We start from the raw sequence: 22,109 nt of genomic DNA, 5'->3' as shown, positions 1-22,109 counted from the left end.
CGGTGATGTCGGCGATCAGGTCGACGTTGCCGGCCTTGTTGTAGAAGTCGACCTTGCCGTTGACGACGGGGACGACCACCAGGTTCGGGATCACCTGCCCGGCGGTGAAGTTCAGGTTCGACGCGGTCGGCAGGCTGGTGCCGTCCGGGTAGACCGTCAGGAAGCCGCCGGAGCTCGGGGCCACGGCGGTGACGTTCAGGACCACGGCCGTCACCGAGCCCGGCAGACCGGCCTTGCCGGCGACCTGGAGCGAGACGGTGCTGTTCGGGCCGACCTTGGCCTTGGCGGCGCCGGTACCGTACCGGGTGTCGAGCAACCGGGTCGGGCCCGCGCTGGTGAAGGTCGAGTCGCCGGCCGGCGAGTAGTAGCCGGTGATGTCGGCGATCAGGTCGACGCTGCCGGCCTTGTTGTACAGGTCGATCTTCCCGTTGACGATCGGGACGATCACCAGGTTGGGGATGGTCTGGCCGGCGGTGAAGTTCAGGTTGGAGACCGTCGGCATCATGGTGCCGTCCGGGTAGACCGTCACGAAGCTGCCGGCGGTCGGCCCGGTGGCCGTCACGTTGAGCACGACTCCGGTGGCGGAGTCGGGGACGCCCGCGCTGCCGGCGACCTGGAGCGTGATGCTGCTGTTCGGGCCGACCTTGGCCTTGGGCGCGCCGGTGCCGTACCGGGTGTCGAGCAGCCGGGTCGGGGTGGTGCTGGTGAACTTCGAGGTGCCGTCCGGCGAGTAGTAGCCGGTGATGTCGGCGATCAGGTCGACGTTGCCGGCCTTGTTGTAGAAGTCGACCTTGCCGTTGACGACGGGGACGACCACCAGGTTCGGGATCACCTGGCCGGCGGTGAAGTTCAGGTTCGACGCGGTCGGCCGGGGCTGCCCGTTCGGGTAGACCGTCACGAAGCTGCCGGCCGAGGGCGCGACGGCGGTGACGTTCAGGATCACCGAGGTGGCGTTGGCGGGCACCTTGGTGTCGCCGCCGGCCACCTGGAGCGTGATCGTGCTGTTCGGGCCGACCTGGGCCTTGGGGGCGCCGATCGCCTGACGGGTGTCCAGCACCCGCGCCGGGCCGAACGGGGTGTAGCCGCTCGGTGCCGGGGTGGTGGCGTCGGCGACGTTGACGTCGTCCGCCTTCACGTACGCGATCCGGTGGTTGTACCGGATCTCGTAGTACTTGGTGGTGCCGACGATCACGATGTTGCCGGCGGGGTTCGAACCGTCCACGCTGGTGTGGTAGTTGTCACTGGCCACCGGGCCGGAGCCGAGGACGGCGTAGGACTGTCCGGCCGGGACGGTGGCCGTGGGGGAGAGCGGCGTGACGGCGTCCGGGGTGATGCCCGCCGGGTACGCCGAGGCCTCCGGGAAGGCCCGTCCGTAGACCGGGGCGGCACCGTTCCTGGACGTGACCACGAGCTGGCCCGTGCGGTCGTCGGCCGCGCCGTTCTGGCCGCCCGGGTTGAAGAACCAGGCCTTGGTGCCGCCGAACCAGACGGCCGTCCAGTCGCCGGCGACCTCCGCCACCACGAAGGACTGCCCGGAGACGGCCTTCGCGCGACCGTCCGAGGCGTCGGTGCCGCCGCTGTTCACCAGCGGGTAGTTGGTGCCGGGGCCGGTGTACAGGTAGACGAAGTTGCCGGGCGCCGCAGGGCAGGGCTGGCCCGGGTACTCCTTGCTCGGGTCGGCCCCGCAGCCGGTCACCTTGGGCTCGTTGGCCTGGGTCAGCGGCGGATCGATGACGACCTTGCCGCCGGCCAGCAGCGAGCCGCCGGCGTTGGACCTGATCGGCGCGCCGACCAGGTCCATGTAGTGGTCCCAGTCCCAGGTCGTCCCCGGGTCCCAGTGTTCGCCGCCGACGTTGTACGCCGGAACGGGGAGGTCGTCGTGGCCGAGGATGTGCTGGCGGTCCAGCGGGATGCCGAAGCGGGCGGCCAGGTACTTGGTGAGCGTCGCGGAGTTCTGGTACTGCTGCTCGGTGTACCAGGACGCGTTGGGGATGGCCCAACCCTCGTGCTCGATACCGATGCTGTGCATGTTGATGTACCGGTTGCCCGCGTGCCAGGCGACGTCCTTGGTGGCCACCAGCTGGGTCACCTTGTTGGCGTTGGCGCCCCCGCCCCCGACCAGGTAGTTCGCGCTCGCCTGCGTGAGCGGGTTGTTGAAGACGCCGAGGGCGGCGTTGTAGCTGCCCTCGGTGTCGTGGATGACGATGTAGCGGATGTCCTGACCGTCCGACGGACGGTTGAACTTGGCGTAGTTGCCGTAGTTCAGCGTGCTGCCGCTACCCGTCGCCTGGTACGCGGCGTTGACGATGTCGCAGTTCAGGGTCGGCGGGCACTCGACGGTGGACACGTCGCGCGGTGACATCGCCGCCCGGGGCGTCGACACCTGGGGCGTCGACACCCGGGGCGTCGACACCTGGGGCGTCGACACCTGGGGCGTCGACACCTGGGCGTCGGCCGCCAGGGTGACGTGCTGTCCGTCCGCGGTCGTCCGCTCGGCGCCCGCCTTGACCGTGCCGAACACCCGGTCGGCGAACTGCCGCCCGCCGTCGGCCGCGGGCGACTGGCTGAAGCGCACCACGGCGTCGTACCAGTCGCCGGGCCGGGCGGAGACCGGCTTGCCGGCCTCCTTCTGGTACTCCGCGAGCAGTGCCGCGCCGCCGCGGACGCTCTGCGCGGTGTCGGTGCGCAGCGCGGCGGCCGGCCGGCCGATCAGCCGGGCGGCGGCGTCCAGGGTGTGCAGGGCGGGGCTGTCGGCCGGCGCGGCCACCGTGGTCGCGATGGACGCCGCGGTGCCGTGGGCGTCCTCGCCGGCGCCGCCCTCCTCGCCCCCGGTGACGGCCAGCACTTTCGGGTCGACCTGGGTCAGACCCATCACGTTGTAGTTGCCGGTGGCGCTGGGCGCGCCCTGGTGGGACTCCCAGCGGCTCTCCTGGTAGGAGAGCGCCAGCAGGACGCTCTGCGGCACGTGGAACTCGTCGGCCGCGGCGGAGAACTGCCGCTGCAGCACGTCGGACCCGGTCGCGGCGGCCGCCGTGGTGACGCTCGCGCTCGCCAGCATGGAGAAGCCGGTGGCGGAGGCGGCGACGGCCGCGGTGATCGCCAGCGGGATCCGGAGCCGGCGCTTGCGCCGGTGGGTGGCCGGGGGCGTCGTGCGCTGGGGCTCGCCCTCGGTGATGGCTCGATGTATGGCAGTCAACGGAGTCTGCAGACCTTCCCGTGTCCCATGTGTCCGTGTCCGAACCGGCCATGGGGGCCTGGCCCGGGTGCAGTCGCCGCCTGAGGGCACTCGGCGGGGCGTGCTGCTGCCGCCGCTGGTGCTCGTGACCGCTGACCGTGCCGACCACTCGGTCGTGACCGCTGGTCGTGACCGCTCGGCCTCGATCGCTCAGGAGACTCCCGCGACGCTAACACCTGGTGGTGCGTGCGCCGTCGACCGGGGGCGCCCGGCCGCGTCGCGGCTCCGTCACGGACGGGCCGTTCACGAACCGGACCCTGACGCTCCGTCTCCGGACCGCCGGGGCTCCGCCCGGTGGCGCTGCCTGAGCTACCGGCGGTGCTTGCCGCTGTTGGCCGCCGCGGCCGGTTCTGGGTAGGGCAGCCGCAGCTTGCGGGCCAGCGGAGCGACCGCCGCACCGGCGCCGAGCGGGCGGGCCAGGACGAACAGCGAGACCAGGACGGTCAGTGAACCGGCCATCAGCCCCACCATGTTGCCGATCGGTCCGCCGCCCAGCGCGCTGCCGCAGGTCGCGGCGAGCCAGTGCCCGGCCAGCGCACCCGGCAGGCAGGCGAGTGCGAGCGCCAGGTGCAGCGTGACCACCCGGCCGCCGTCCAGCCCGCTGCGCGAGGGGCGGGCGCGCCGGGTACCCAGGTCGCGGGTGTTGAGCATCAGGGTGGCGTCCGGCGCGGACGGGCGGGCCTGGGGCGCGGGTGCCTGCCGCAGGCGCTTGCCGAGGGCCCAGCCGGTGATCACGATGCTCAGGACACAGGCGATGCTCTGCGCGCCGGCCATCCCGACGATGATCCAGCGCGGCGACAGCACCAGGTACGCGACGTAGGACAGCCCCGCGTTGGTACCGGTGGTGGCCACCGTCAACCAGAACGGCGTACGGGCGTCGCCCATCGAGTAGAAGCCCCGGGCGAGCGCGTACTGAGCGCAGAACGCGGGCAGGCCGATCGCGAACGCGATCAGGGTCTGGGCGATCACCAGGGTGTCGGCCGGGGTGGTGCTGCTCCCGTAGCCGTAGGCGGCCGAGGTGATCTGGGGCGCCAGCGCTATGAACAGCACGGTGGCGGGGATGATCATCCCGGCGGAGGTGCGCAGCATGCCCGCGATGGCGGCGCCGACCTCCTCCAGCTTGCCGGCCGCCGCGGAGCGGGACATCTGCGGGAGCAGGGCGGTCACCAGGGAGATGGTGATGACGCCTTGGGGGACGACGAAGAGCTGGTAGGCGTTGTTGTAGGCGGCGATGCCGACGCCGGGGAGGTGGAGGTGCTCGCCGAGCTTGCCCGCGCTCGTGGTGAGCCGGGTGATCACGGAGAAGGACAGCTGGGTGACCAGCACCAGCGCCAGCGCCCAGCCGGCCGAGCGGAGCGGTTTGGTGAGACCGGCACCCCGCCAGTCGAAGCGCGGCTTCCACCGGAAGTTCGCGGCCCGCAGCGAGGGCAGCAGGGCGAGGGCCTGGACGACGATGCCCAGGGTGCTGCCCAGGCCGAGCAGCATCGTCGCCCCCGACGTCATGTGCTGCTCGGTCCTGGCGTTGTTGCCGACCAGCATGTAGAGGCCGAAGACGCCGATCGCCACCACGTTGTTCAGCACCGGCGTCCACATCATGGCGCCGAACCGGTCGCGCGAGTTGAGCACCTGGCCGAGCAGGGTGAACACGCCGTAGAAGAAGATCTGCGGCAGGCAGTAGCGGGCGAACGCGATGGTCAGATCGCGCTGGGCGCCGGTGTACGAGGGCGCGTAGAAGCTGACGATCATCGGGGCGGCGAGCACGGCCCCGACGGTCAGGATCACCAGGAAGACGCCGCAGATCGTCAGCAGCCGGTCCGTGTAGGCGACGCCGCCGTCCTTGTGGGTCTGAGCGGCCTGGACGAGTTCCGGGACGAAGACGGAGGCCAGCGCACCGCCGATGAGCATCATGTAGACGATGTTGGGCAGCGAGTTGCCGACGTTGAAGTCGTCGCCTATCGGTCCGGTGGTCAGCGCCGCGACGATCACGGCGCTGCGGACGAAGCCCAGTGCCCGGGAGGCGAGCGAGCCGATGGCCATGATCAGGCCGTTGCGGCCGGCCGACGCGGGGGCGGCCTTCTCCGGGGACCGGCGCTGGGGCGGAACGGGCGCCGCGCTGGGCGCGTACGCGGGCGGCGGGGGGATGTGCCGCAACGACATGGTCGGCGGGTCGCCGTACGAGCCGTGGGGCTCGTCCGTCGTGTGCATGGTCATCGGACCCCCGTCACTCGGTGCCTGGGCGGTGGGGCCACGGGTCCTCCGCAGCTCCGGTCAGGCGGTCCCTCGGTGTACGGAGCCGGTGCTGCCTCGTACGACCGGCTCGGTCCGCGCCGTCGTGCTTGGTTCCCCCGGGCCGGGCACAGGAGTACCCAGCCGGAGAAGTCTGCCCTACCCCGGCACTTCATGGGGAGGGTCGTGCCGTGTGCCGGAGGTCTCGGGGTGCTGGTCAACGGCACGGCCGACGGTGGGGTGGTCGGCGTAGAGGGGGCGATTACGGGTGGTATGCCTGATTTTGAGCTGATTTAACTGGTGTCTGTACGGAGCGTTTTCGAGGATGCGTCACGTTCTTGATCCGCTCCGTGAGGTAGCGCGGGGGTGGTGTGACGTTCCTCACTGCCCGTCAGGATCCGCCTCGCCCCCGGAGACGAGGACGCGCTGGACCCGGGGTCCGGTTCGCCGGTCGACCCGCTGGACGTCCCGGCCCAGGGCGCCGGGGCGCCAGAGTTCGGCGAGGACCGTCACGCCGCCCAGCACCACCCCGGCGGCCAGCCAGCCCGCCAGGACGTCGCTGGGCCAGTGCACGCCGAGCGCGACCCTGGTCCACCCCACCGTCAGGGCCGCCAGTGCGGCGACGGCGCAGGCCGCGGACCGCCCGGCCCGGCCCGCCCGCGGCCAGACCAGGACGACCAGGGTGGCGCAGGTGACCGCCGCGGCCAGCGCGTGCCCGGAGGGGAAGGAGGCGCCCGCCGCCTGTGACACCGGGTCCGCGAAGTGCGGCCGCGCGCGGCCGACGACGGCCTTGCCCGCCGAGTCGGCCAGCCAGCCGACCAGCGCCTGGGCGGCGACCCAGCCCGCCAGCATCCGGGCGCCGATCGCCCACAGCCAGACGGCGGCCGCGCCGAGCAGGGCCCGCATGGTGAGCGGGCCGCCGATGTCGGTGAGGGTCTGCATCGACGCCGTCCACGCGGTGTGGCTCCGGGCGAAGCGGTGCAGGCCGTCCGTCCACCCCTGGTCGGCCCGGGCCAGCGGGCCCCAGTGGCTCTCGACCAGGGCGAGCAGCGCGCCGAGCAGGGCGGTGCAGCCCAGTGCCAGCGCCAGCCATCCGAGCGTGGGACGGCGGCGCCGGGGCGGGCGGGTTCTCCCGGCGCCGCCGGGCGGGGGGCCGGGATCCGAGCCGGCTCGGGCGCCGTCGGTGGACAGGTGCATGGCTGACACCTTCCCAGGGGGAGGGCCGGATCCGGGGTCCAGGGGATAGCGATTTGGCATCTTTTGTGCGGAGAGGCTGCGGATGACCGGTGTCGTTCGTTTGTCCGGCGAGGAGCGCAGCGGCGGCACTCCGGGTCGCGGATCCCTCACACAGGGTTGATGATCGCGGGGAGAATTCCGCAGGATACTGCATCGGACGACGAATCTGGGCCAGTTGGGAATGTTGTCCGAATTCTGTTCGTTGGATCGTTACGTGTGAGCCTCGCTGAGGCCCGCATCTCTGTTGCCCCGGGCCTTCGGGCCCCGGCGGGCGGAGGCTTCGGTGCAGGAGCACCCAGCAGGCGGGGCCACCTCGGCAGGGCACGTCAGTAGGACACGTCAGCAGGACAACCCAGGAAGACCGGCACCAGCAGCAAGGGAGCAAGCATGGCCACTCGTGCCGTCGTTCGCGACAGGGCCGACCGGACTCGCTCGGCCCGCCCGACCAACTATGAGGCCGACCGCGACCTTGTCGGCATGTACCTCGACGAGATCGCCAGGACGCCGCTGCTCGACGCCGCCGAAGAGGTCGAACTCTCGCTGCGCATCGAGGCCGGCGTGTACGCCCAGTACCTGCTGGAGCAGGGCACGCTGCCCAAGGGCGCGAAGCGGGAGGAACTGGAGGTCATAGCCGAGGACGCCGAGCGCGCCAAGGACGTCTTCATCCGCTCCAATCTCCGGCTGGTGGTCGCGGTGGCCCGGCGCTACCCGCGCAGCGGCCTGCCGCTGCTCGACCTCATCCAGGAGGGCAACGCCGGCCTGGTCCGGGCGGTCGAGAAGTTCGACTACGCGAAGGGGTTCAAGTTCTCCACGTACGCGACGTGGTGGATCCGGCAGGCGATCACACGTTCGATAGCCGACCAGTCGCGCACCATCCGGCTGCCCGTCCACCTGGTCGAGGAGCTCGGCCGGATCCGCCGGGTGCAGCGGGAGAAGGCGAAGGAACTGGGCCGCGAGCCCGACCCCGCCGAGGTCGCGGCGGAGCTGGACACCACCGAGCAGCGGGTCAAGGACGTGCTGGACTGGGCCCGTGACCCCGTCAGCCTCAACATGTCGGTGGACGACGAGGGCGAGACGCAGTTCGGCGACCTGGTCGAGGACACCGGCGCGACCTCCCCGGAGGACGCCGTGATGGTCATGCTCCGCCGTGAGGAGCTGGACGGCCTGATCGGCCGGCTGGACGACCGGACGGCGTCGATCATCCGTTCCCGCTACGGGATGGAGGACGGCCGCGAGCGCACGCTGACGGAGGTCGGCAAGCAGCACGGGCTCACCCGCGAGCGGATCCGGCAGATCGAGAAGCACGCCCTGGCCGAGCTGAAGAAGATCGCGGACCACGCGGGCTTCGAGGCCGCCTGACCCACGTTCGGTCCGGGCCCGCGTACGGACCCCGGTACGGCGATCGCCCGTACCGGGGTCCGTCGTCGTGCGGCCTACGCTGGAAGGGACGTGTCGGTGAGCGGAGAAGGAGCGGGGCAGATGGGCGAGCAGCAGGGGCCCGGGCAGGCCGAGCAGCAGGGGCCGGGGCCCGAGCAGGGCGGGGAGCCGCGAGTCGGCGAGCGGAAGCAGCCGAAGGCGAAGCTGGTCTTCGGCGATCCGCTGGACCGGCAGAGCGGCGACGACACGGACAGCGGCTGGGGCGGCGGCAGCGGCAGCGGCAGCGGCAGCGCCAGCGGGCGCGGGCTGGACTGGTACGTGAGCCAGCGGCCGCCGCACCACGGCGGCTAGCGCGCGGCGAGCGGGGACGGGGGCGGGGCAGGACCGGGGTGGATCAGCCGCGGCCGACGACGGGCTGGTCGGTCCCGCAGTAGCGGCACTTGGACGCGGCCTCTGGGATGTCCTCGGAGAGGCAGGCCGGGCAGGTCTTGGCGGGGGCCGGGTCGCCGAAGACCGTGATCCCTCGGTGGGCCTGGACGACCTTGTAGGGGACGACGATCAGGAAGTAGACGACCGCCATGAAGATCACGAAGTAGATCAGGGCGGAGATGAACGACCCGATGTTGAGGTAGGTCGCGTCGTTCCCGGCGTCGCCGAGCTGCCAGCCGAGTCCGGCCGAGTGACCGCCCTGGGCCCTGGTGATGATCGGGTTGATGACGTTGTCGGTGAAGGCCTTGATCAGGGTGCTGAATGCCAGCGCGATGATCAGCCCGACGGCCACGATGACGACGTCACCGCGCATCATGAAGTTCTTGAAGCCCTTCAGCATTACTGCTCCTCGTCCGGTCGGTTGCCCCCAGCCTCCGGCCTCCTCCGGGGTGGCCGCGACCGGGCCGTAGCCGCAGTAGGCCCCACGGGTGACGACCGGCCTATCCCGTCGGCGGGGCGGTACCCGTGCAGCGCGGCGCCCCGGCCGGGCCGAGGACCGTGCTCGTGGCGGCGGCCGGGGGAGGCGAGGTCGGCCGCAGCGGCCCGGCGGCGAGCGCGGTGGCCGTGGCCAGCAGCCCGGCGGCCACCACCCCCGGACGGTGACGGACGGCCTGCCGGAGCCGGTGCCGACCGCCCGAGCCGCGCCGGATCGGCGCGAAGGCGGGGACGGCCCGCCGGGGTGGCACGGCGGGGGCGAAGGCGGGGACGGCCGCCCGGACGGACGACGGGTGCGGACGGGGGAGCGGGGCTTCCAGCTGCGTGGTCACGGGTGGGACACCGCCTCGGAATAGCAGGGCACCGTGGGGCCCGGTCGGGCTCCGTGGTCTCGCGAGCGCCTGGGAGCGGCGTTCGCGAGATCAGAGTGCGCCGACCGTCCGGACGCCGGAAGCCCGCGGCGTCTTCCTGTGGACAACCCGGGGCTGTGGATAACTTCGGTCACCCACACGGGGGACGGGGAGCACGGTGACGCGACCACGAGGGGTGCGAGCGCGGTGGACGGGAGCCCCGGGCCCGGGAACGCCGAACGGCCCGGCGCCGCCGCGGGATCGCGACAGTGCCGGGCCGTGAGCCACGGGGTACGTCCGGTTGGGTCAGCTCGCCGAGCTGGAGCTGGAGCTACTGGCGCTCGTACCGGAGCTGCCGGACCCGCTCGTGGAAGCGGCCGCGGGCGCCGCGGCGGCCGCGGAGCCCGAGGAGGACGACCCCGAGGCGGTCACCGAGCTGGTCGAGGAGGAGCGGCTGTCGGTCCGGTAGAAGCCCGAGCCCTTGAACACCACACCCACGGCCGAGAAAACCTTGCGGAGCCGGCCCTGGCATTCCGGGCACGTGGTCAGCGCGTCGTCGGTGAACTTCTGCACCGCCTCCAAGCCGCTGCCACACTCCGTGCACTGGTACTGGTACGTGGGCACTTGTCTTCCTCCTGCACTTCCCCCTGGCACTCTCGCCTGATGAGTGCTAACGACGGTCAATGATGCGGCATTCCGCTGGATGAGTCCAGCGCTCCAGGTGTGAGCTGCGCCGTGAGCCGGTCGGCGTCAGCCCTGCGAGGCCCCCACCAGCTGGGCCGGAACCGCGCTGCGTGCGACCGGACGGCTCGCGGTGGCCGGCGGGACGAGCAGTCGCCGCAGCGCCACCAGGGCGACCAGGCCGAGCCCGGCGCCCGCGACGGGGACGGCGAAACCGGCCGAGGTGCCGTAGCCGTCGATCAGCTGTCCGGCGACGGTCGACCCGGTGGCCAGGCCGAGCCCGATCGCGCCGGTCAGCCAGGTGAAGGCCTCGGTCTTGGCGCCGTCCGCGACCAGCGTCTCGACCAGCGTGTAGCCGGTGATCAGGGTCGGTGCGATGGCGAGCCCGCAGACCAGCCCGGCGACCGCCAGTGCGGTCAGGTTGGGCATCGCCCACAGCGTGGAGCAGCCCAGCACCAGCAGCGCGTAGCTGCCGAGCATCCGCTGCCGGGCCGGGCGCCGCCAGGCGACCATCCCGTAGAGCACGCCGGCCAGCATGCTGCCGCCCGCGAAGATCCCGTAGACGAGGCCGTTGGCACCGGGCTGGCCCGCCGCCTTGGCGAAGGCCGTGACGGAGACCTGCATGGCCCCGAAGACCGTGCCGACGCCCAGGAAGGAGCCGGCCAGCAGTCGGACGCCCGGCGAGGCGAGTGCGGAGACCCGGCCGGCACCGGGGACGTGCGGGTGCCGGGCGGGGGCGGTGCGGCGCTGGGCCGCGAACGCGAGCCCGCCGACCACGGTCAGCGCGGCCTCGGCGATCAGCCCGGCGGCGGGCGCGATGCCGGTCGCGATGGCGGTGGCGAGCACCGGTCCGACCACGAAGGTGAACTCGTCGGTGACCGACTCGAAGGCGAAGGCGGTGTTCAGCTTCTGCGGCGAGGCCGTCGCCGGGTCGCCGGTCAGCTTGGCCACCCAGCGGGAGCGGACCATGGCGCCGATCTGCGGCACGCTGGCACCGGCCGGCGCGGCGGCCAGGTAGAGCGTCCAGACCGGTGCGTGGCCCAGGGCCAGGGCGATCAGCGCGCCCACCGAGAGCGCGTGCACGACGACGCTCGGCACCAGTACGGCGGCCTGCCCGAACCGGTCGGCGAGCCGTCCGGTCTGGGGCCCGACGAAGGCCTGGGCGACGGCGGAGACCGCCGCGACGGTGCCTGCGGTGCCGTAGGAGCCCTGGGTGTCCAGGACCAGCAGCACGATGCCCAGGCTGAGCATCGCGTAGGGGAGCCGCGCCGCGAGGGCGGGGGCCAGGAACGTCCAGGCGCCGGGGGTGCGGAGTAGCGCACCGTAGCCAACGCGTGCCTGCGGGGTATCGACCGTTCGGCGGGCCGTCACGGTCATGCCTTCCTGCTGCCTGGTAGCGCGGACGGGGCATGGGTGGCCCCGACGGCGCCGAGAGTCGTCCTCTCGCGCGTCGACCGGGGTGATACCGGGTCCGACAGGCCTTTTCGCCCCGGACCGCAGCCGCCGAGCGGTCGCGCCAACTCTGCTTCAGGCAGATGTAGCGGGTGTTCAGTAGTGATGTAGAAGCTTGCCCTCATAGTACGCGCCAGGAGGCAATCCTCCCGGTGAAGCGAAGGTGAACGTAGCGCAGAACACATGAACTGTCGGGTCCGCCGGGCCGAGAGGCAGCGTTGCGCCCCGCTGCCGCCGGATCTGCTGCCGCCGGCCCCGCTCCCGACAGGCCCTAGCGCCCCTGCAGCCAGCCGGCCAGCTTGCCGCCCTGGTCCACGGCGCGCAGCCGCCGCTCCGCGTGCTCGCTGACCTCCTCGGTGGTGACCACGAGCAGCTCGTCGTGGGCCCGCAGCACCGTCGCCTTGTCGGGGACGAAGCTGGTGCCGTCGCGCACCACCAGGGTCACGGCGGACCCGGCGGGCAGCCGCAGTTCGCTGACCTCGACGCCGGACATCCGTGAGGTGCCGGAGAGCGAGACCGAGAGCAGTTGCCCGTGCAGGTGCTCCAGCGGAGCCGACTCGATGTCCAGGTCCTGTCCCAGGGAGCCTTCGCCGATCCGCAGCCAGCGGGCGACCAGCGGCAGCGAGGGGGCCTGGAGCAGGGTGAAGACGACCACCAGGACGAAGACGATGTTGAAGACTTCCTGGGCCTGCGGGATGCCGGCGACCAGCGGGATGGTCGCCAGCACGATGGGCACCGCTCCGCGCAGCCCGGCCCAGCTGAGCAGCGCCTGCTCGCGCCAGGGCAGCCGGAACGGGGTCATCGTCAGCAGCACCGAGGCCGGCCGGGCCAGGAAGACCAGGACGGCGCCGATCACCAGTGCGGGCACCACCGCGGACCCCATGGTGTCGGGGTTGCAGAGCAGGCCGAGCACCACGAACATGCCGATCTGGCCGATCCAGGCCAGCCCGTCGGCGAAGCCCCGGACGGCGGGGCCGTGCGGCAGTTTGGCGTTCCCGAGCAGGACGGAGGCGATGTAGACGGCGAGGAAGCCGGACCCGTGCAGCAGCGCGCCGCCCGCGTACGCCACCAGCGAGAGCGAGATGACGGCGATCGGGTAGAGGCCCGAGGAGGGCAGCGCGATCCGCTTCACCGCGTACGCGCCGAGCTTGCCGACCGCGTAGCCGACGACGCCGCCGACCACCAGCTCGCCGATGATCGTGCCGACCAGCACGTACCAGGAGTCCAGCGGCCCGGTGGTGGCGAAGGCGACCACCAGGATCACCACCGGAGCGTCGTTGAAGCCGGACTCGGCCTCCAGCAGGCCGGTCAGCCGGGAGGGCAGCGGGACGAGCCGCAGCACCGAGAAGACCGCCGCCGCGTCCGTGGAGGAGACGATCGCGCCGAGCAGCAGCGAGACCCGCCAGTCGAAGCCGCCCAGCCAGTGGGCTCCGGCGGCGGTGATGAAGACGCTGACCGCGACACCGAAGGTGGCCAGCACGGTGGCGGCCGGCAGTACCGGTCTGATCGCCCGCAGGCTGGTCTTGAGCCCGCCTTCGGCGAGGATCACCACCAGGGCCGCGTACCCGAGCACCTGGGTCAGCTCGGCGTTGTTGAAGGTGACGCCGAGGCCGTTCTGACCGAGTGCGACGCCGATGCCGAGGTAGATCAGCAGGCTGGGCAGTCCTGAGCGGGTCGCGAAGCGTACGGCGACCACCGCGAACAGGAGGATCACGGCGAACTCGAGCATGAGGCGGTTCAGGTGGTCGACGGTCACGCAGGCGCACCTCGGAGGAGTGATCGGGCGAGGGGGTCGTGCAACAGGGTTTCGTTACTCAGTCTAACATTTTACCTGCTCTTTGGTGACCCGGTGATCATCAGGTGGTCACCGACCGTCCCTCAGCAAGGCCCGGTAGGGTCCAACAGATCCCACCGTGGACGTCCCCCGTGCATGTCCGCCACCCGAGTCGCCCTAATGTGGTGACCTGTCACGGCCGTCGCCCCCCCAGCCAAGGACCCACCAGATGCCCCGCTCGAAGAAGAAGTTCCGGCGCGTCCGTCTGTTCGTGCTCCTGCTGGTGGTCCTGCTGCTCGCCGCATTGGGCGGCGGCTCGTACTGGTCGGTGAGCACCGTGCGGGCCTCGTTCCCGGACGTGACGGGCAACATCACGGTGGCCGGGATGTCCGCTCCGGTCGACGTGAAGCGCGACGCCAACGGCATCCCGCAGATCTACGCCGACAGCTCGGCCGACCTGTTCCGCGCCCAGGGCTACGTCCAGGCCCAGGACCGGTTCTGGGAGATGGACGTCCGGCGGCACATCACCTCCGGCCGGCTCTCCGAGATGTTCGGGTCGGGCCAGGTCCAGACCGACACCTTCCTGCGCACCATGGGCTGGCAGCGGGTGGCGCAGCAGGAGTACGACACCGAGCTCTCGGCCGAGACCAAGAAGAACCTGCAGTCCTACGCGGACGGCGTGAACGCCTGGCTGGCCCAGCACCCCGGCGGCTCCAGCGCCTCGCTGGAGTACGCGCTGCTCGGCGCGGTGCACGGCGGCTACAAGCCCGAGCAGTGGACCCCGGTCGACTCGGTGGCCTGGCTGAAGGCGATGGCCTGGAGCCTCTCCGGCAACATGCAGGAGGAGATCGACCGCTCGCTGCTGGCCCAGGACTTCACCGCGGACAAGATCGCCCAGCTGTACCCGGACTACCCGTACGCCCGCAACGGCACCATCGTGAAGCAGACCGGCAAGATCGACGGCAACGGCAACTACCAGCCCGCCGACGGCTCGGCCGCCCTGCCGCCGCCCCAGCTCGGGCAGGGCCGGGCCACCACCCAGGCCCTGATGCAGACCCTCTCGGACAACATGGCGGGCATGCCGCAGCTGCTCGGCCCGCAGGGCCAGGGCATCGGCTCCAACTCCTGGGTGGTCGCCGGCAGCCACACCACCACCGGCAAGCCGCTGATGGCCAACGACCCGCACCTGGGCCCCGAGCTGCCCTCGGTCTGGTACCAGATGGGCCTGCACTGCCGCACGGTCGGCCCGGCCTGCGGGTACGACGTGACCGGCTTCACCTTCGCGGGGATGCCCGGCGTGGTGATCGGCCACAACCAGAACATTTCCTGGGGCTTCACCAACCTCGGGGCCGACGTCACCGACCTCTACCTGGAGAAGGTCACCGGCCCGGACACCTACCTGTACGACAACCAGGACACGAAGTTCGTCAGCCGCAAGGAGACCGTCAAGGTCGCCGGCGGCCCGGACCGCACCATCACCGTCCGCACCACCCAGGACGGTATGCCGCTGATCTCGGACCAGAGCACCGAGCAGCAGGACATCGGCCGGAACGCCCCGGTCGGCAACGCCGCCCCCGACCGCGCGTCCGGCTACGGCGTCGCCCTGAAGTGGACGGCCCTGACGCCCGGCAAGACCATGGACGCCGTCTTCGAGCTGGACCGGGCCGGCAACTGGACGGCCTTCCGGGCCGCTGCCAGGGACTTCGCCGTCCCCGCGCAGAACCTGATCTACGCCGACACCCAGGGCCACATCGGCTACCAGGCGCCGGGCCTGATCCCGGTCCGCGGCAAGGGCGACGGCCGCTACCCCGCCGACGGCCGCTACCCCGCCCCCGGCTGGGACTCCGCCTACCGGTGGACCGGCTCCATCCCGTTCAACGCGCTGCCCTACAGCTACGACCCGGCCAGCGGCTACGTCGTCACCGCCAACCAGGCCGTGGCCGACCAGAGCTACCCGTACCTGCTCACCAACGACTGGGAGTACGGCACCCGCGCCAAGGAGATCACCGACCAGATCGAGGGCCGGCTCAAGAACAACGGCAAGATCTCCCCGGACGACATGCAGCAGATGCAGCTGGACAACACCAGCGTGATGGCGCAGACCCTCGTCCCGCTGCTGCTCAAGGTCAACATCAACGACCCGTACGTCCGCGAGGCGCAGGACCTGCTGAAGGACTGGAACTACCACCAGGACGCCTCCTCGGCGGCCGCCGCCTACTACAACGGCGTCTGGCGCCAGCTGCTCATCCTGGCGTTCGGCCAGAAGTTCCCGGCCGACCTGCGGGCCACCGGCGACTGCCTGCTGGTCCGTCAGAAGCGCGACCCCACGATGCCCGACGACGCGCTGAACAACACCGTCACGGTCAACGAGTGCGGCACCCGGGACCCGGACAAGGCGCAGCCGGACGGCGGCGACCGCTGGACGGAGGTGGTGCGCCAGCAGCTCGCCAACCCGCAGAGCAGCTGGTGGGACTACATCGACTCCGACCACCACCAGCAGCACGGGCTGACCAGCCTGCTCGCCGAGGCGATGAAGAACGCCCGCCAGGACCTCACCTCCAAGCTCAGCAAGGACATCTCCACCTGGAGCTGGGGCCGGCTGCACACGCTGACGCTCAAGGAGCAGACGCTCGGCACAGACGACTCCTCGATCGCCTCCGGCCTGGTGCACAAGCTCCTCAACCGGGGCCCGTACCAGCTCGACGGCGGCTCCGCCGCGGTCAACGCCTCCGGGTGGAACGCCGCCGCCGGGTACGCGGCCGACTGGGTGCCCTCGATGCGGATGGTCGTCGACCTGAACGACTTCAACGACTCCCGCTGGATCAACGTCGGCGGCGCCTCCGGGCACGCCTTCAACCCCAACTACAACGACCAGACCGCGCTCTGGGCGAAGGGCGTCCTGCTGCCCTGGGCCTACTCGTCCGACCGGGTCGAGCAGGCCACCAAGAACAAGCTGGTGCTCAGCGCGGGGTGACCCCGCCAGGGGGCGTGAGGCGGCAGGTGCGACGGTGCACCTGCCGCCTCACGCCGTTTCCCGCGCCCCCGGGCCCGCTTCAGCGGGTGAGCCAGATCACCCCCGACGGGGTGACCGCCGCGTCCACCGGCAGGTCGTGCGGCTCGGCGGGCACCGCGTCCAGCAGCTCGTGCGGGTAGAGCAGCGTGGCCAGCACGGGCCGCGCACCGGCCGCCGCGAGCCGGGCCAGCACCCGGTCGTAGCTGCCGCCGCCCCGGCCCAGCCGCAGGCCCCGGCGGTCCACGGCCAGGCCAGGCAGCAGCACCAGCGCCGCCCCGGTCACCGCCTCGGGCCCGAGCCGGGGCCCGGTCGGCTCCAGCAGCCCGCGTCCGGCCGGGGCCAGCTCCCCGGCACCCCGGTACTCGGCCCAGTCCAGGTCGTTGTCCGGCAGCAGGACGGGCAGCAGCACCCGCACGCCCCGCTCGCGCAGCGCGTCCAGCAGCGGCCGGGTGCCCGGCTCGCTGCCGACCGAGACGTACGCGGCGACGGTGCGCCCCGGACCGGCCAGCGGCGCCGCGTGCTCCGCGAGCGCGGCGGCGGCGGTTTCGCGCCATTCGGGCGTCAGTTCCCGGCGTTCCGTCAGCAGGCGTGACCTCAGCGCGGTCTTCTCGTTGTGCAACGGATGCTCCTCTGTCCAGTGCCGCTCCCGGCGGCGCTCGCCCACCGGCGGATCCGAGCCTGACACGCGGAAGGCACCCGATGTCCAGCCCACTCCTGGTCCAGGCCCTGGCCCTGCTCGGCGCGCCCGCGCTGGCCGTGGCGGCGGCGGCCGGGCTACGGCTGCGCCGGGCCACGGCGGGCGCGGGCGAGCGGGAGGCGGTACTGCGGCAGCAGATCGCCGAGTTGGAGGTGGAGCGGGCGGCGCTCCAGCGCACCGCCTCCTGCGACCCGCTGACCGGCGTGTGGAACTACCGCCACCTCCAGCTCACCCTGGACCGCGAGGTGGAGCGGACCCGCCGGGCCGACCACGGCGAGGAGCCCCCGCCGCTGGCCCTGCTGATGCTGGAGATCGCCGGGTTCGACGCGATCGTCGAGGAGCACGGGCGCGGCCGGGCCGGCGCCATACTGCGGGACCTCGCGCAGCGCCTCGGCGTCGAGATCCGCCGCACCGACACCCTGGCCCGGTACGGCGGCGAGGAGTTCCTGGTCGTGCTGCCGGACACCGGACTGGACGGCGCGGTGCAGGTCGCCGAGCGGCTCTGCTGGTCGGTGCGGCGGCACCGCCTGCTCGACTGGTCCGCCGCCGGGCCCGAGCCCAGCCGCCCGGCCGGCGGCAACGGGCTGACGGCGGCCGTCGGCATCGCCGTACTGCCCGGCGACGGCGGGCACGCCGCCCTGCTGCTGCGCGCCGCCGACGCCGCGCTGGGCCGGGCCCGGGCGGCCGGCGGTGACTGCTGGCGCGACACCGGAAAGCGCTCCTGCCACACCGCTGACAGGTACCCGGTCGAGCACCTGGCGGCACTGGACGAGCCGGACGCGGCGGTGCGTGACGGAGCCCACGGCACAGCCGGGGACACCGCGGACGAAGCTCCCGAAATCACCGGTAATCTGTCCGTCTGTGCCGGAGGGGGCAGCTACCCCTCCGTCAGTACTGCCCACACCGCTTCCGCTGTGACCGCCCTTCGGGACGGGGGTTCCTGACCGGCTTGGATTCACCTCTGGTCAACCCCGCTCCCTGCTCGGCGGAACCCTGCCTTAGTAAGGTCGACGCATGACGCAGACGAACGCCCGCATCCCTGTCACCAAGGCCGTGGTGCCCGCCGCAGGGCTCGGGACCCGGTTCCTGCCGGCCACCAAGGCAACCCCCAAGGAGATGCTGCCGGTCGTCGACAAGCCGGCCATCCAGTACGTCGTCGAGGAGGCCGCCGCGGCCGGGCTCTCCGACATACTGATGGTCACCGGCCGGAACAAGCGCGCGCTGGAGGACCACTTCGACCGCGCGTACGAGCTGGAGGAGCTGCTCTCCCGCAAGGGCGACCTGGACCGGCTGCGCCGCGTCCAGGAGTCCGTCGACCTCGCCAACATGCACTACGTCCGCCAGGGCGACCCCAAGGGCCTCGGCCACGCCGTCTCGGTCGCCGAGCAGCACGTGGCCGGCCAGCCCTTCGCCGTCCTGCTCGGCGACGACCTGATCGACCCGCGCGACCCGCTGCTCTCCCGCATGATCGAGGTTCAGCAGGAGCTCGGCGGCTCGGTCGTCGCGCTGATGGAGGTCGACCCCTCGCAGATCCACCTCTACGGCTGCGCCGCCGTCAAGGCGAACGGCTTCGGCGAGGACGTCTTCCGGATCACCGACCTGGTCGAGAAGCCCGAGACCGCCGACGCGCCGTCGAACTACGCCGTGATCGGCCGCTACATCCTCGACCCGGCCGTCTTCGACGTGCTGCGCGAGACCAAGCCGGGCCGGGGCGGCGAGATCCAGCTCACCGACGCGCTGCGCGAGCTGTCCACCCGGGACGAGACGGACGGCGGACCGGTGCACGGCGTGCTCTTCAAGGGCCGCCGTTACGACACGGGCGACCGCGCGGACTACCTTCGCGCTATCGTCCGACTTGCCTGCGAGCGCGACGACCTGGGCCCGGGCTTCCGGTCCTTCCTCAAGGAGTTCGTCGCCTCCGAGATGCAGGGCTGACGACTTCCAGAAGGTGAGCGTGAGGCGATGACCGGGTCCACGGAGAGCAGTTGCTGCACGGAGTCCGAGGGCCCGGTCCCGCGCATGTGGACGGTCGACGAGCACCTCGCCGACGTCCTCGCGCAGATCGCCCCGCTGCCCGCGATCGAGCTCCGGCTGCTCGACGCACAGGGCTGCCGCCTGGTCGAGGACGTGGTCGCCGGCGGTGACCTGCCGCCCTTCGACAACAGTTCGATGGACGGCTACGCCGTCCGCACCGCCGACACCGCGGGCGCCACCGAGCAGTACCCCTCGGTGCTCACCGTGGTCGGCGACATCGCGGCCGGCGCGGGCGACCTGCCCAAGGTCGGCCCCGGCCAGACCGCCCGGATCATGACCGGCGCCCCGGTGCCGCCCGGCGCGGAGGCCGTCGCCCCCGTCGAGTGGACGGACGGCGGCACCGGCACCGGCCGGGCCGCCGACAGCATGGGCGCGCCGGTCGACGGCGAGGAGGTCCGGGTGCTCCGGCCGGTCTCCGAGGGCGCCCACATCCGCCGCCGCGGCAGTGACATCAGGACCGGGGACGACATCCTGTCCGCCGGCACCCTGCTCGGCCCCACCCAGCTCGGCCTGCTCGCCGCGATCGGCCGCGACACCGTCCGGGTCCGCCCGCGCCCGCGCGTCGTGGTGCTCTCCACCGGCAGCGAACTCGTCCAGCCCGGCGACCCGGTGGGCCCCGGCCAGATCTCCGACTCCAACAGCTTCACCCTCACCGCCGCCGCCCTGGACGCGGGCGCCATCGCCTACCGCGTCGGCGGCGTCCCCGACGACCCGGCGGTGCTGCGCGCGGTGCTCCAGGACCAGCTCGGCCGGGCCGACCTGATCGTCACCAGCGGCGGCGTCAGCGTCGGGGCGTACGACGTGGTGAAGGAAGCCCTCCAGCCGGCCCAGGGCGGCGAGAGCTACGGCGACGTGGACTTCCGGCGGCTGCGGATGCAGCCCGGCAAGCCGCAGGGCTTCGGCCGGATCGGCGGCGTCCCGCTGCTGGCGCTGCCGGGCAACCCGGTCAGCGCGTACATCTCCTTCGAGCTCTTCGTCCGCCCGGTGATCCGGACCATGCTCGGCGCCCCCGACGTCCACCGCCCGGTCGTCCGGGCGGTCTGCGGCGCCGAGCTGCGCTCCCCGGCGGGCCGGCGGCAGTTCCTGCGCGGCTGGTACGCCGGTGACGGATCGGTCCGGCCGATCGGCGGGGAGGGCTCGCACCTGGTCGGGGCGCTCGCGAAGGCCAACTGCCTGATCGTCGTCCCCGAGGAGGTCACCTCGCTGGCGGCCGACAGCACCGTGGACGTGGTCCTCCTCGCCGGCTGAGCCGGGACCGGAGGGCGGACCGGCGACCGACCGGCGCGCGGGCCGGTGCGCGCCGTACCGGTGAGCGACTCCGCCGCAGGGGGCGGGGCGAGGGGTGAGGCGGGCGCCGCAGCGAGCGGCGCCGGGCCCGGACACGAGCGCCCGCAGGTGAGCCGAGCCACACGGAGGGGAGGTACGGTAGCGCGGTATTCGCACCGTACCTATGGAGTCCTCCCGTGACCGCACCCACCGGCGACCGCCTCACCCACGTCGACGACACCGGCGCCGCCCGTATGGTCGACGTCTCCGAGAAGGCCGCCACCGTACGAACGGCGGTGGCCGCCGGCCGGGTGCGGGTCGCACCGCGCGTGATCGAACTGCTCCGCGGCGAGGGCGTCCCGAAGGGCGACGCCCTCGCCGTCGCGCGGATCGCCGGGATCATGGGGGCCAAGAAGACCCCGGACCTCATCCCGCTCTGCCACCCGATCGCCATCTCCGGCGTGAAGGTCGACCTCACCGTGACCGACGAGGCCGTCGAGATCACCGCCACGGTGAAGACCGCCGACCGCACGGGCGTCGAGATGGAGGCGCTGACCGCCGTCGCCGTCGCCGGGCTGACCGTGATCGACATGGTCAAGGCCGTCGACAAGGGCGCCGCGATCGAGGACGTCCGGGTGCTCAGCAAGACCGGCGGCAAGAGCGGCGACTGGCCGGCCGCGCCCGCTCCGGAGGCCCGGCCGTGAGGGCCCTCGCCGTGACGGTCTCCAACCGGGCCTCCGCCGGGGTGTACCAGGACAAGGGCGGCCCGCTGCTGGCCGCCGGGCTGCGGGAGATGGGCTTCGCCGTGGACGGCCCGCAGGTCGTCCCCGACGGCGAGCCGGTGGAGGCGGCGCTGCGCGCGGCCGTCGCCGCCGGGTACGACGTCGTCCTCACCACCGGCGGCACCGGGATCTCACCGATGGACCTCACACCCGAGATGACCGCCCGGGTGATCGACCGTCAGATCCCGGGCATCGCCGAGTCCATCCGGGCGTACGGGCGGGAGAAGGTCCCCACCTCCGCACTGTCCCGCGGCCTGGCCGGCCTGGCCGGGCGCACCCTGATCGTCAACCTGCCCGGATCCACCGGCGGGGTGAAGGACGGCCTCGCGGTGCTGGCACCCCTACTCGCCCACGCCGTGGACCAGCTGGCCGGCGGCGACCACCCCCGGCCCTCCGCCGGAGGCGGGCACTGAACGCCGCCTGGCAGGTCGAGCTCCACGAGGGGCCGGTCACACTCCGCCCGATCCGGGCCCGGGACCAGAACGCCTGGCAGGAGGTCAGCCGCCGCAACCGGGACTGGCTGCGCCGCTGGGAGGCCACCGTCCCGCCCACCCCGGCCGGCCGCGGCGGCACCCGGCCGACGTACCGGCAGATGGTGCGCTACCTGCGCGGCGAGGCGGCGGCCGGGCGGATGCTGCCCTTCGTGGTGCTGCACCAGGGCCGCCTGGTCGGCCAGCTCACGGTCGGCGGGATCACCTGGGGCTCGATGTGCTCGGCCAACGTCGGCTACTGGGTCGACGAGGGGGTGGCCGGCCAGGGCATCATGCCGACGGCGGTGGCGCTCTCGGTGGACTACTGCTTCGCGGCACTGGGCCTGCACCGGATCGAGGTCTGCATCCGGCCGGAGAACCGGCCGAGCCGCCGGGTGGTGGAGAAGCTGGGTTTCCGCGAAGAGGGGGTGCGGCCCCGCTATCTGCACATCGACGGCGACTGGCGGGACCACTTGGTGTACGCGCTGACGGCCGAGGAGGTCCAGGAGGGCATGCTGGAGCGCTGGCGGTCGATCAGGGCCAGAGGCCCGTACGGTAATTGAATATATGTTCGAAATAGATATCGATATGG

The 22,109-nt window shown here is 72.3% G+C and carries 18 protein-coding genes; 9 read left to right on the top strand and 9 right to left on the bottom strand.

Features of this window, described 5'->3' with window-relative positions; all coding sequences use genetic code 11:
• From ABD330_RS18635 to ABD330_RS18625, 3 genes are all read right to left on the bottom strand, one after another.
• Positions 1-3,196, bottom strand: a 3,196-nt coding sequence (locus tag ABD330_RS18635; RefSeq protein ID WP_344466438.1) for an N-acetylmuramoyl-L-alanine amidase, incomplete at its 3' end; no start/stop codon positions are given.
• Positions 3,197-3,544: 348 nt separating this feature from the next.
• Positions 3,545-5,446: a murein biosynthesis integral membrane protein MurJ gene (gene murJ, locus ABD330_RS18630; RefSeq protein ID WP_344466436.1), complete on the bottom strand. Its 1,902-nt coding sequence runs from the start codon at positions 5,444-5,446 to the stop codon at positions 3,545-3,547.
• A 396-nt stretch (positions 5,447-5,842) separates the two neighbouring features.
• Positions 5,843-6,658 carry a phosphatase PAP2 family protein gene (locus ABD330_RS18625; RefSeq protein WP_344466434.1) on the bottom strand — a complete coding sequence of 272 codons (816 nt, stop codon included), beginning with the start codon at positions 6,656-6,658 and terminating at the stop codon, positions 5,843-5,845.
• Positions 6,659-7,084: 426 nt separating this feature from the next.
• Between ABD330_RS18625 and ABD330_RS18620 the strand changes: the two genes are divergently transcribed.
• Together ABD330_RS18620 and ABD330_RS18615 are read left to right on the top strand one after the other, a co-directional pair.
• The gene (locus ABD330_RS18620; RefSeq protein WP_425555571.1) at positions 7,085-8,056 is read left to right on the top strand and encodes a sigma-70 family RNA polymerase sigma factor; all 972 of its coding nucleotides are present in this window, start codon (positions 7,085-7,087) and stop codon (positions 8,054-8,056) included.
• 120 nt (positions 8,057-8,176) lie between these two features.
• Positions 8,177-8,425, top strand: coding sequence for a hypothetical protein (locus ABD330_RS18615; protein ID WP_344466432.1), 249 nt, complete (start codon positions 8,177-8,179; stop codon positions 8,423-8,425).
• A gap of 43 nt (positions 8,426-8,468) precedes the next feature.
• Here ABD330_RS18615 and ABD330_RS18610 read toward each other — a convergent pair whose 3' ends face one another.
• The 5 genes from ABD330_RS18610 to ABD330_RS18590 all read right to left on the bottom strand — a co-directional run bounded on the left by ABD330_RS18610 (position 8,469) and on the right by ABD330_RS18590 (position 13,210).
• Positions 8,469-8,903 (bottom strand): large conductance mechanosensitive channel protein MscL, encoded by a 435-nt coding sequence (locus ABD330_RS18610; RefSeq protein WP_344466430.1) that lies wholly within the window; start codon positions 8,901-8,903, stop codon positions 8,469-8,471.
• Between the two features lie 100 nt (positions 8,904-9,003).
• Positions 9,004-9,330: a hypothetical protein gene (locus ABD330_RS18605; RefSeq protein WP_344466428.1), complete on the bottom strand. Its 327-nt coding sequence runs from the start codon at positions 9,328-9,330 to the stop codon at positions 9,004-9,006.
• A 324-nt stretch (positions 9,331-9,654) separates the two neighbouring features.
• The gene (locus ABD330_RS18600) at positions 9,655-9,972 is read right to left on the bottom strand and encodes an FmdB family zinc ribbon protein (RefSeq protein WP_344466426.1); all 318 of its coding nucleotides are present in this window, start codon (positions 9,970-9,972) and stop codon (positions 9,655-9,657) included.
• A 126-nt stretch (positions 9,973-10,098) separates the two neighbouring features.
• Entirely contained in the window at positions 10,099-11,406 is a 1,308-nt protein-coding gene (locus ABD330_RS18595; RefSeq protein WP_425555570.1) for an MFS transporter, read from the bottom strand.
• 346 nt (positions 11,407-11,752) lie between these two features.
• Positions 11,753-13,210, bottom strand: a complete 1,458-nt coding sequence (locus ABD330_RS18590; RefSeq protein ID WP_425555574.1) for a potassium/proton antiporter — start codon at positions 13,208-13,210, stop codon at positions 11,753-11,755.
• 274 nt (positions 13,211-13,484) lie between these two features.
• On the opposite strand from ABD330_RS18590, the gene ABD330_RS18585 reads away from it, so the two are divergent.
• Positions 13,485-16,229 (top strand): penicillin acylase family protein, encoded by a 2,745-nt coding sequence (locus tag ABD330_RS18585; RefSeq protein ID WP_344466420.1) that lies wholly within the window; start codon positions 13,485-13,487, stop codon positions 16,227-16,229.
• Between the two features lie 79 nt (positions 16,230-16,308).
• Here the strand turns inward: ABD330_RS18585 and ABD330_RS18580 are convergent, their stop codons facing one another.
• A complete protein-coding gene (locus ABD330_RS18580) occupies positions 16,309-16,887 on the bottom strand; it encodes a 5-formyltetrahydrofolate cyclo-ligase (protein ID WP_344466418.1) in 579 nt (192 codons plus the stop codon).
• A gap of 80 nt (positions 16,888-16,967) precedes the next feature.
• Here ABD330_RS18580 and ABD330_RS18575 point away from each other — a divergent pair, with 80 nt between their 5' ends.
• The 6 genes from ABD330_RS18575 (at position 16,968) to ABD330_RS18550 (ending at position 22,080) form a co-directional block, all read left to right on the top strand.
• Entirely contained in the window at positions 16,968-17,909 is a 942-nt protein-coding gene (locus ABD330_RS18575) for a GGDEF domain-containing protein (protein WP_344466416.1), read from the top strand.
• 70 nt (positions 17,910-17,979) lie between these two features.
• Positions 17,980-18,900, top strand: a complete 921-nt coding sequence (galU, locus tag ABD330_RS18570) for a UTP--glucose-1-phosphate uridylyltransferase GalU (RefSeq protein WP_344466414.1) — start codon at positions 17,980-17,982, stop codon at positions 18,898-18,900.
• Positions 18,901-18,927: 27 nt separating this feature from the next.
• Entirely contained in the window at positions 18,928-20,247 is a 1,320-nt protein-coding gene (glp, locus tag ABD330_RS18565; RefSeq protein WP_344466412.1) for a molybdotransferase-like divisome protein Glp, read from the top strand.
• A gap of 272 nt (positions 20,248-20,519) precedes the next feature.
• Positions 20,520-20,969 carry a cyclic pyranopterin monophosphate synthase MoaC gene (moaC, locus tag ABD330_RS18560; RefSeq protein ID WP_425555573.1) on the top strand — a complete coding sequence of 150 codons (450 nt, stop codon included), beginning with the start codon at positions 20,520-20,522 and terminating at the stop codon, positions 20,967-20,969.
• Positions 20,966-21,460 carry a MogA/MoaB family molybdenum cofactor biosynthesis protein gene (locus tag ABD330_RS18555; protein ID WP_344466408.1) on the top strand — a complete coding sequence of 165 codons (495 nt, stop codon included), beginning with the start codon at positions 20,966-20,968 and terminating at the stop codon, positions 21,458-21,460. Before moaC ends, ABD330_RS18555 begins: the two co-directional genes overlap by 4 nt.
• The gene (locus ABD330_RS18550; RefSeq protein WP_344466446.1) at positions 21,457-22,080 is read left to right on the top strand and encodes a GNAT family N-acetyltransferase; all 624 of its coding nucleotides are present in this window, start codon (positions 21,457-21,459) and stop codon (positions 22,078-22,080) included. Before ABD330_RS18555 ends, ABD330_RS18550 begins: the two co-directional genes overlap by 4 nt.
• Positions 22,081-22,109 lie beyond the last annotated feature (29 nt).

It is taken from the genome of Kitasatospora kazusensis (genome assembly GCF_039529945.1).
Lineage (GTDB): Bacteria > Actinomycetota > Actinomycetes > Streptomycetales > Streptomycetaceae > Kitasatospora > Kitasatospora kazusensis.
Note: the sequence above shows the minus strand (reverse complement) of the source record. Positions and strands in the feature narration are given on the sequence as shown.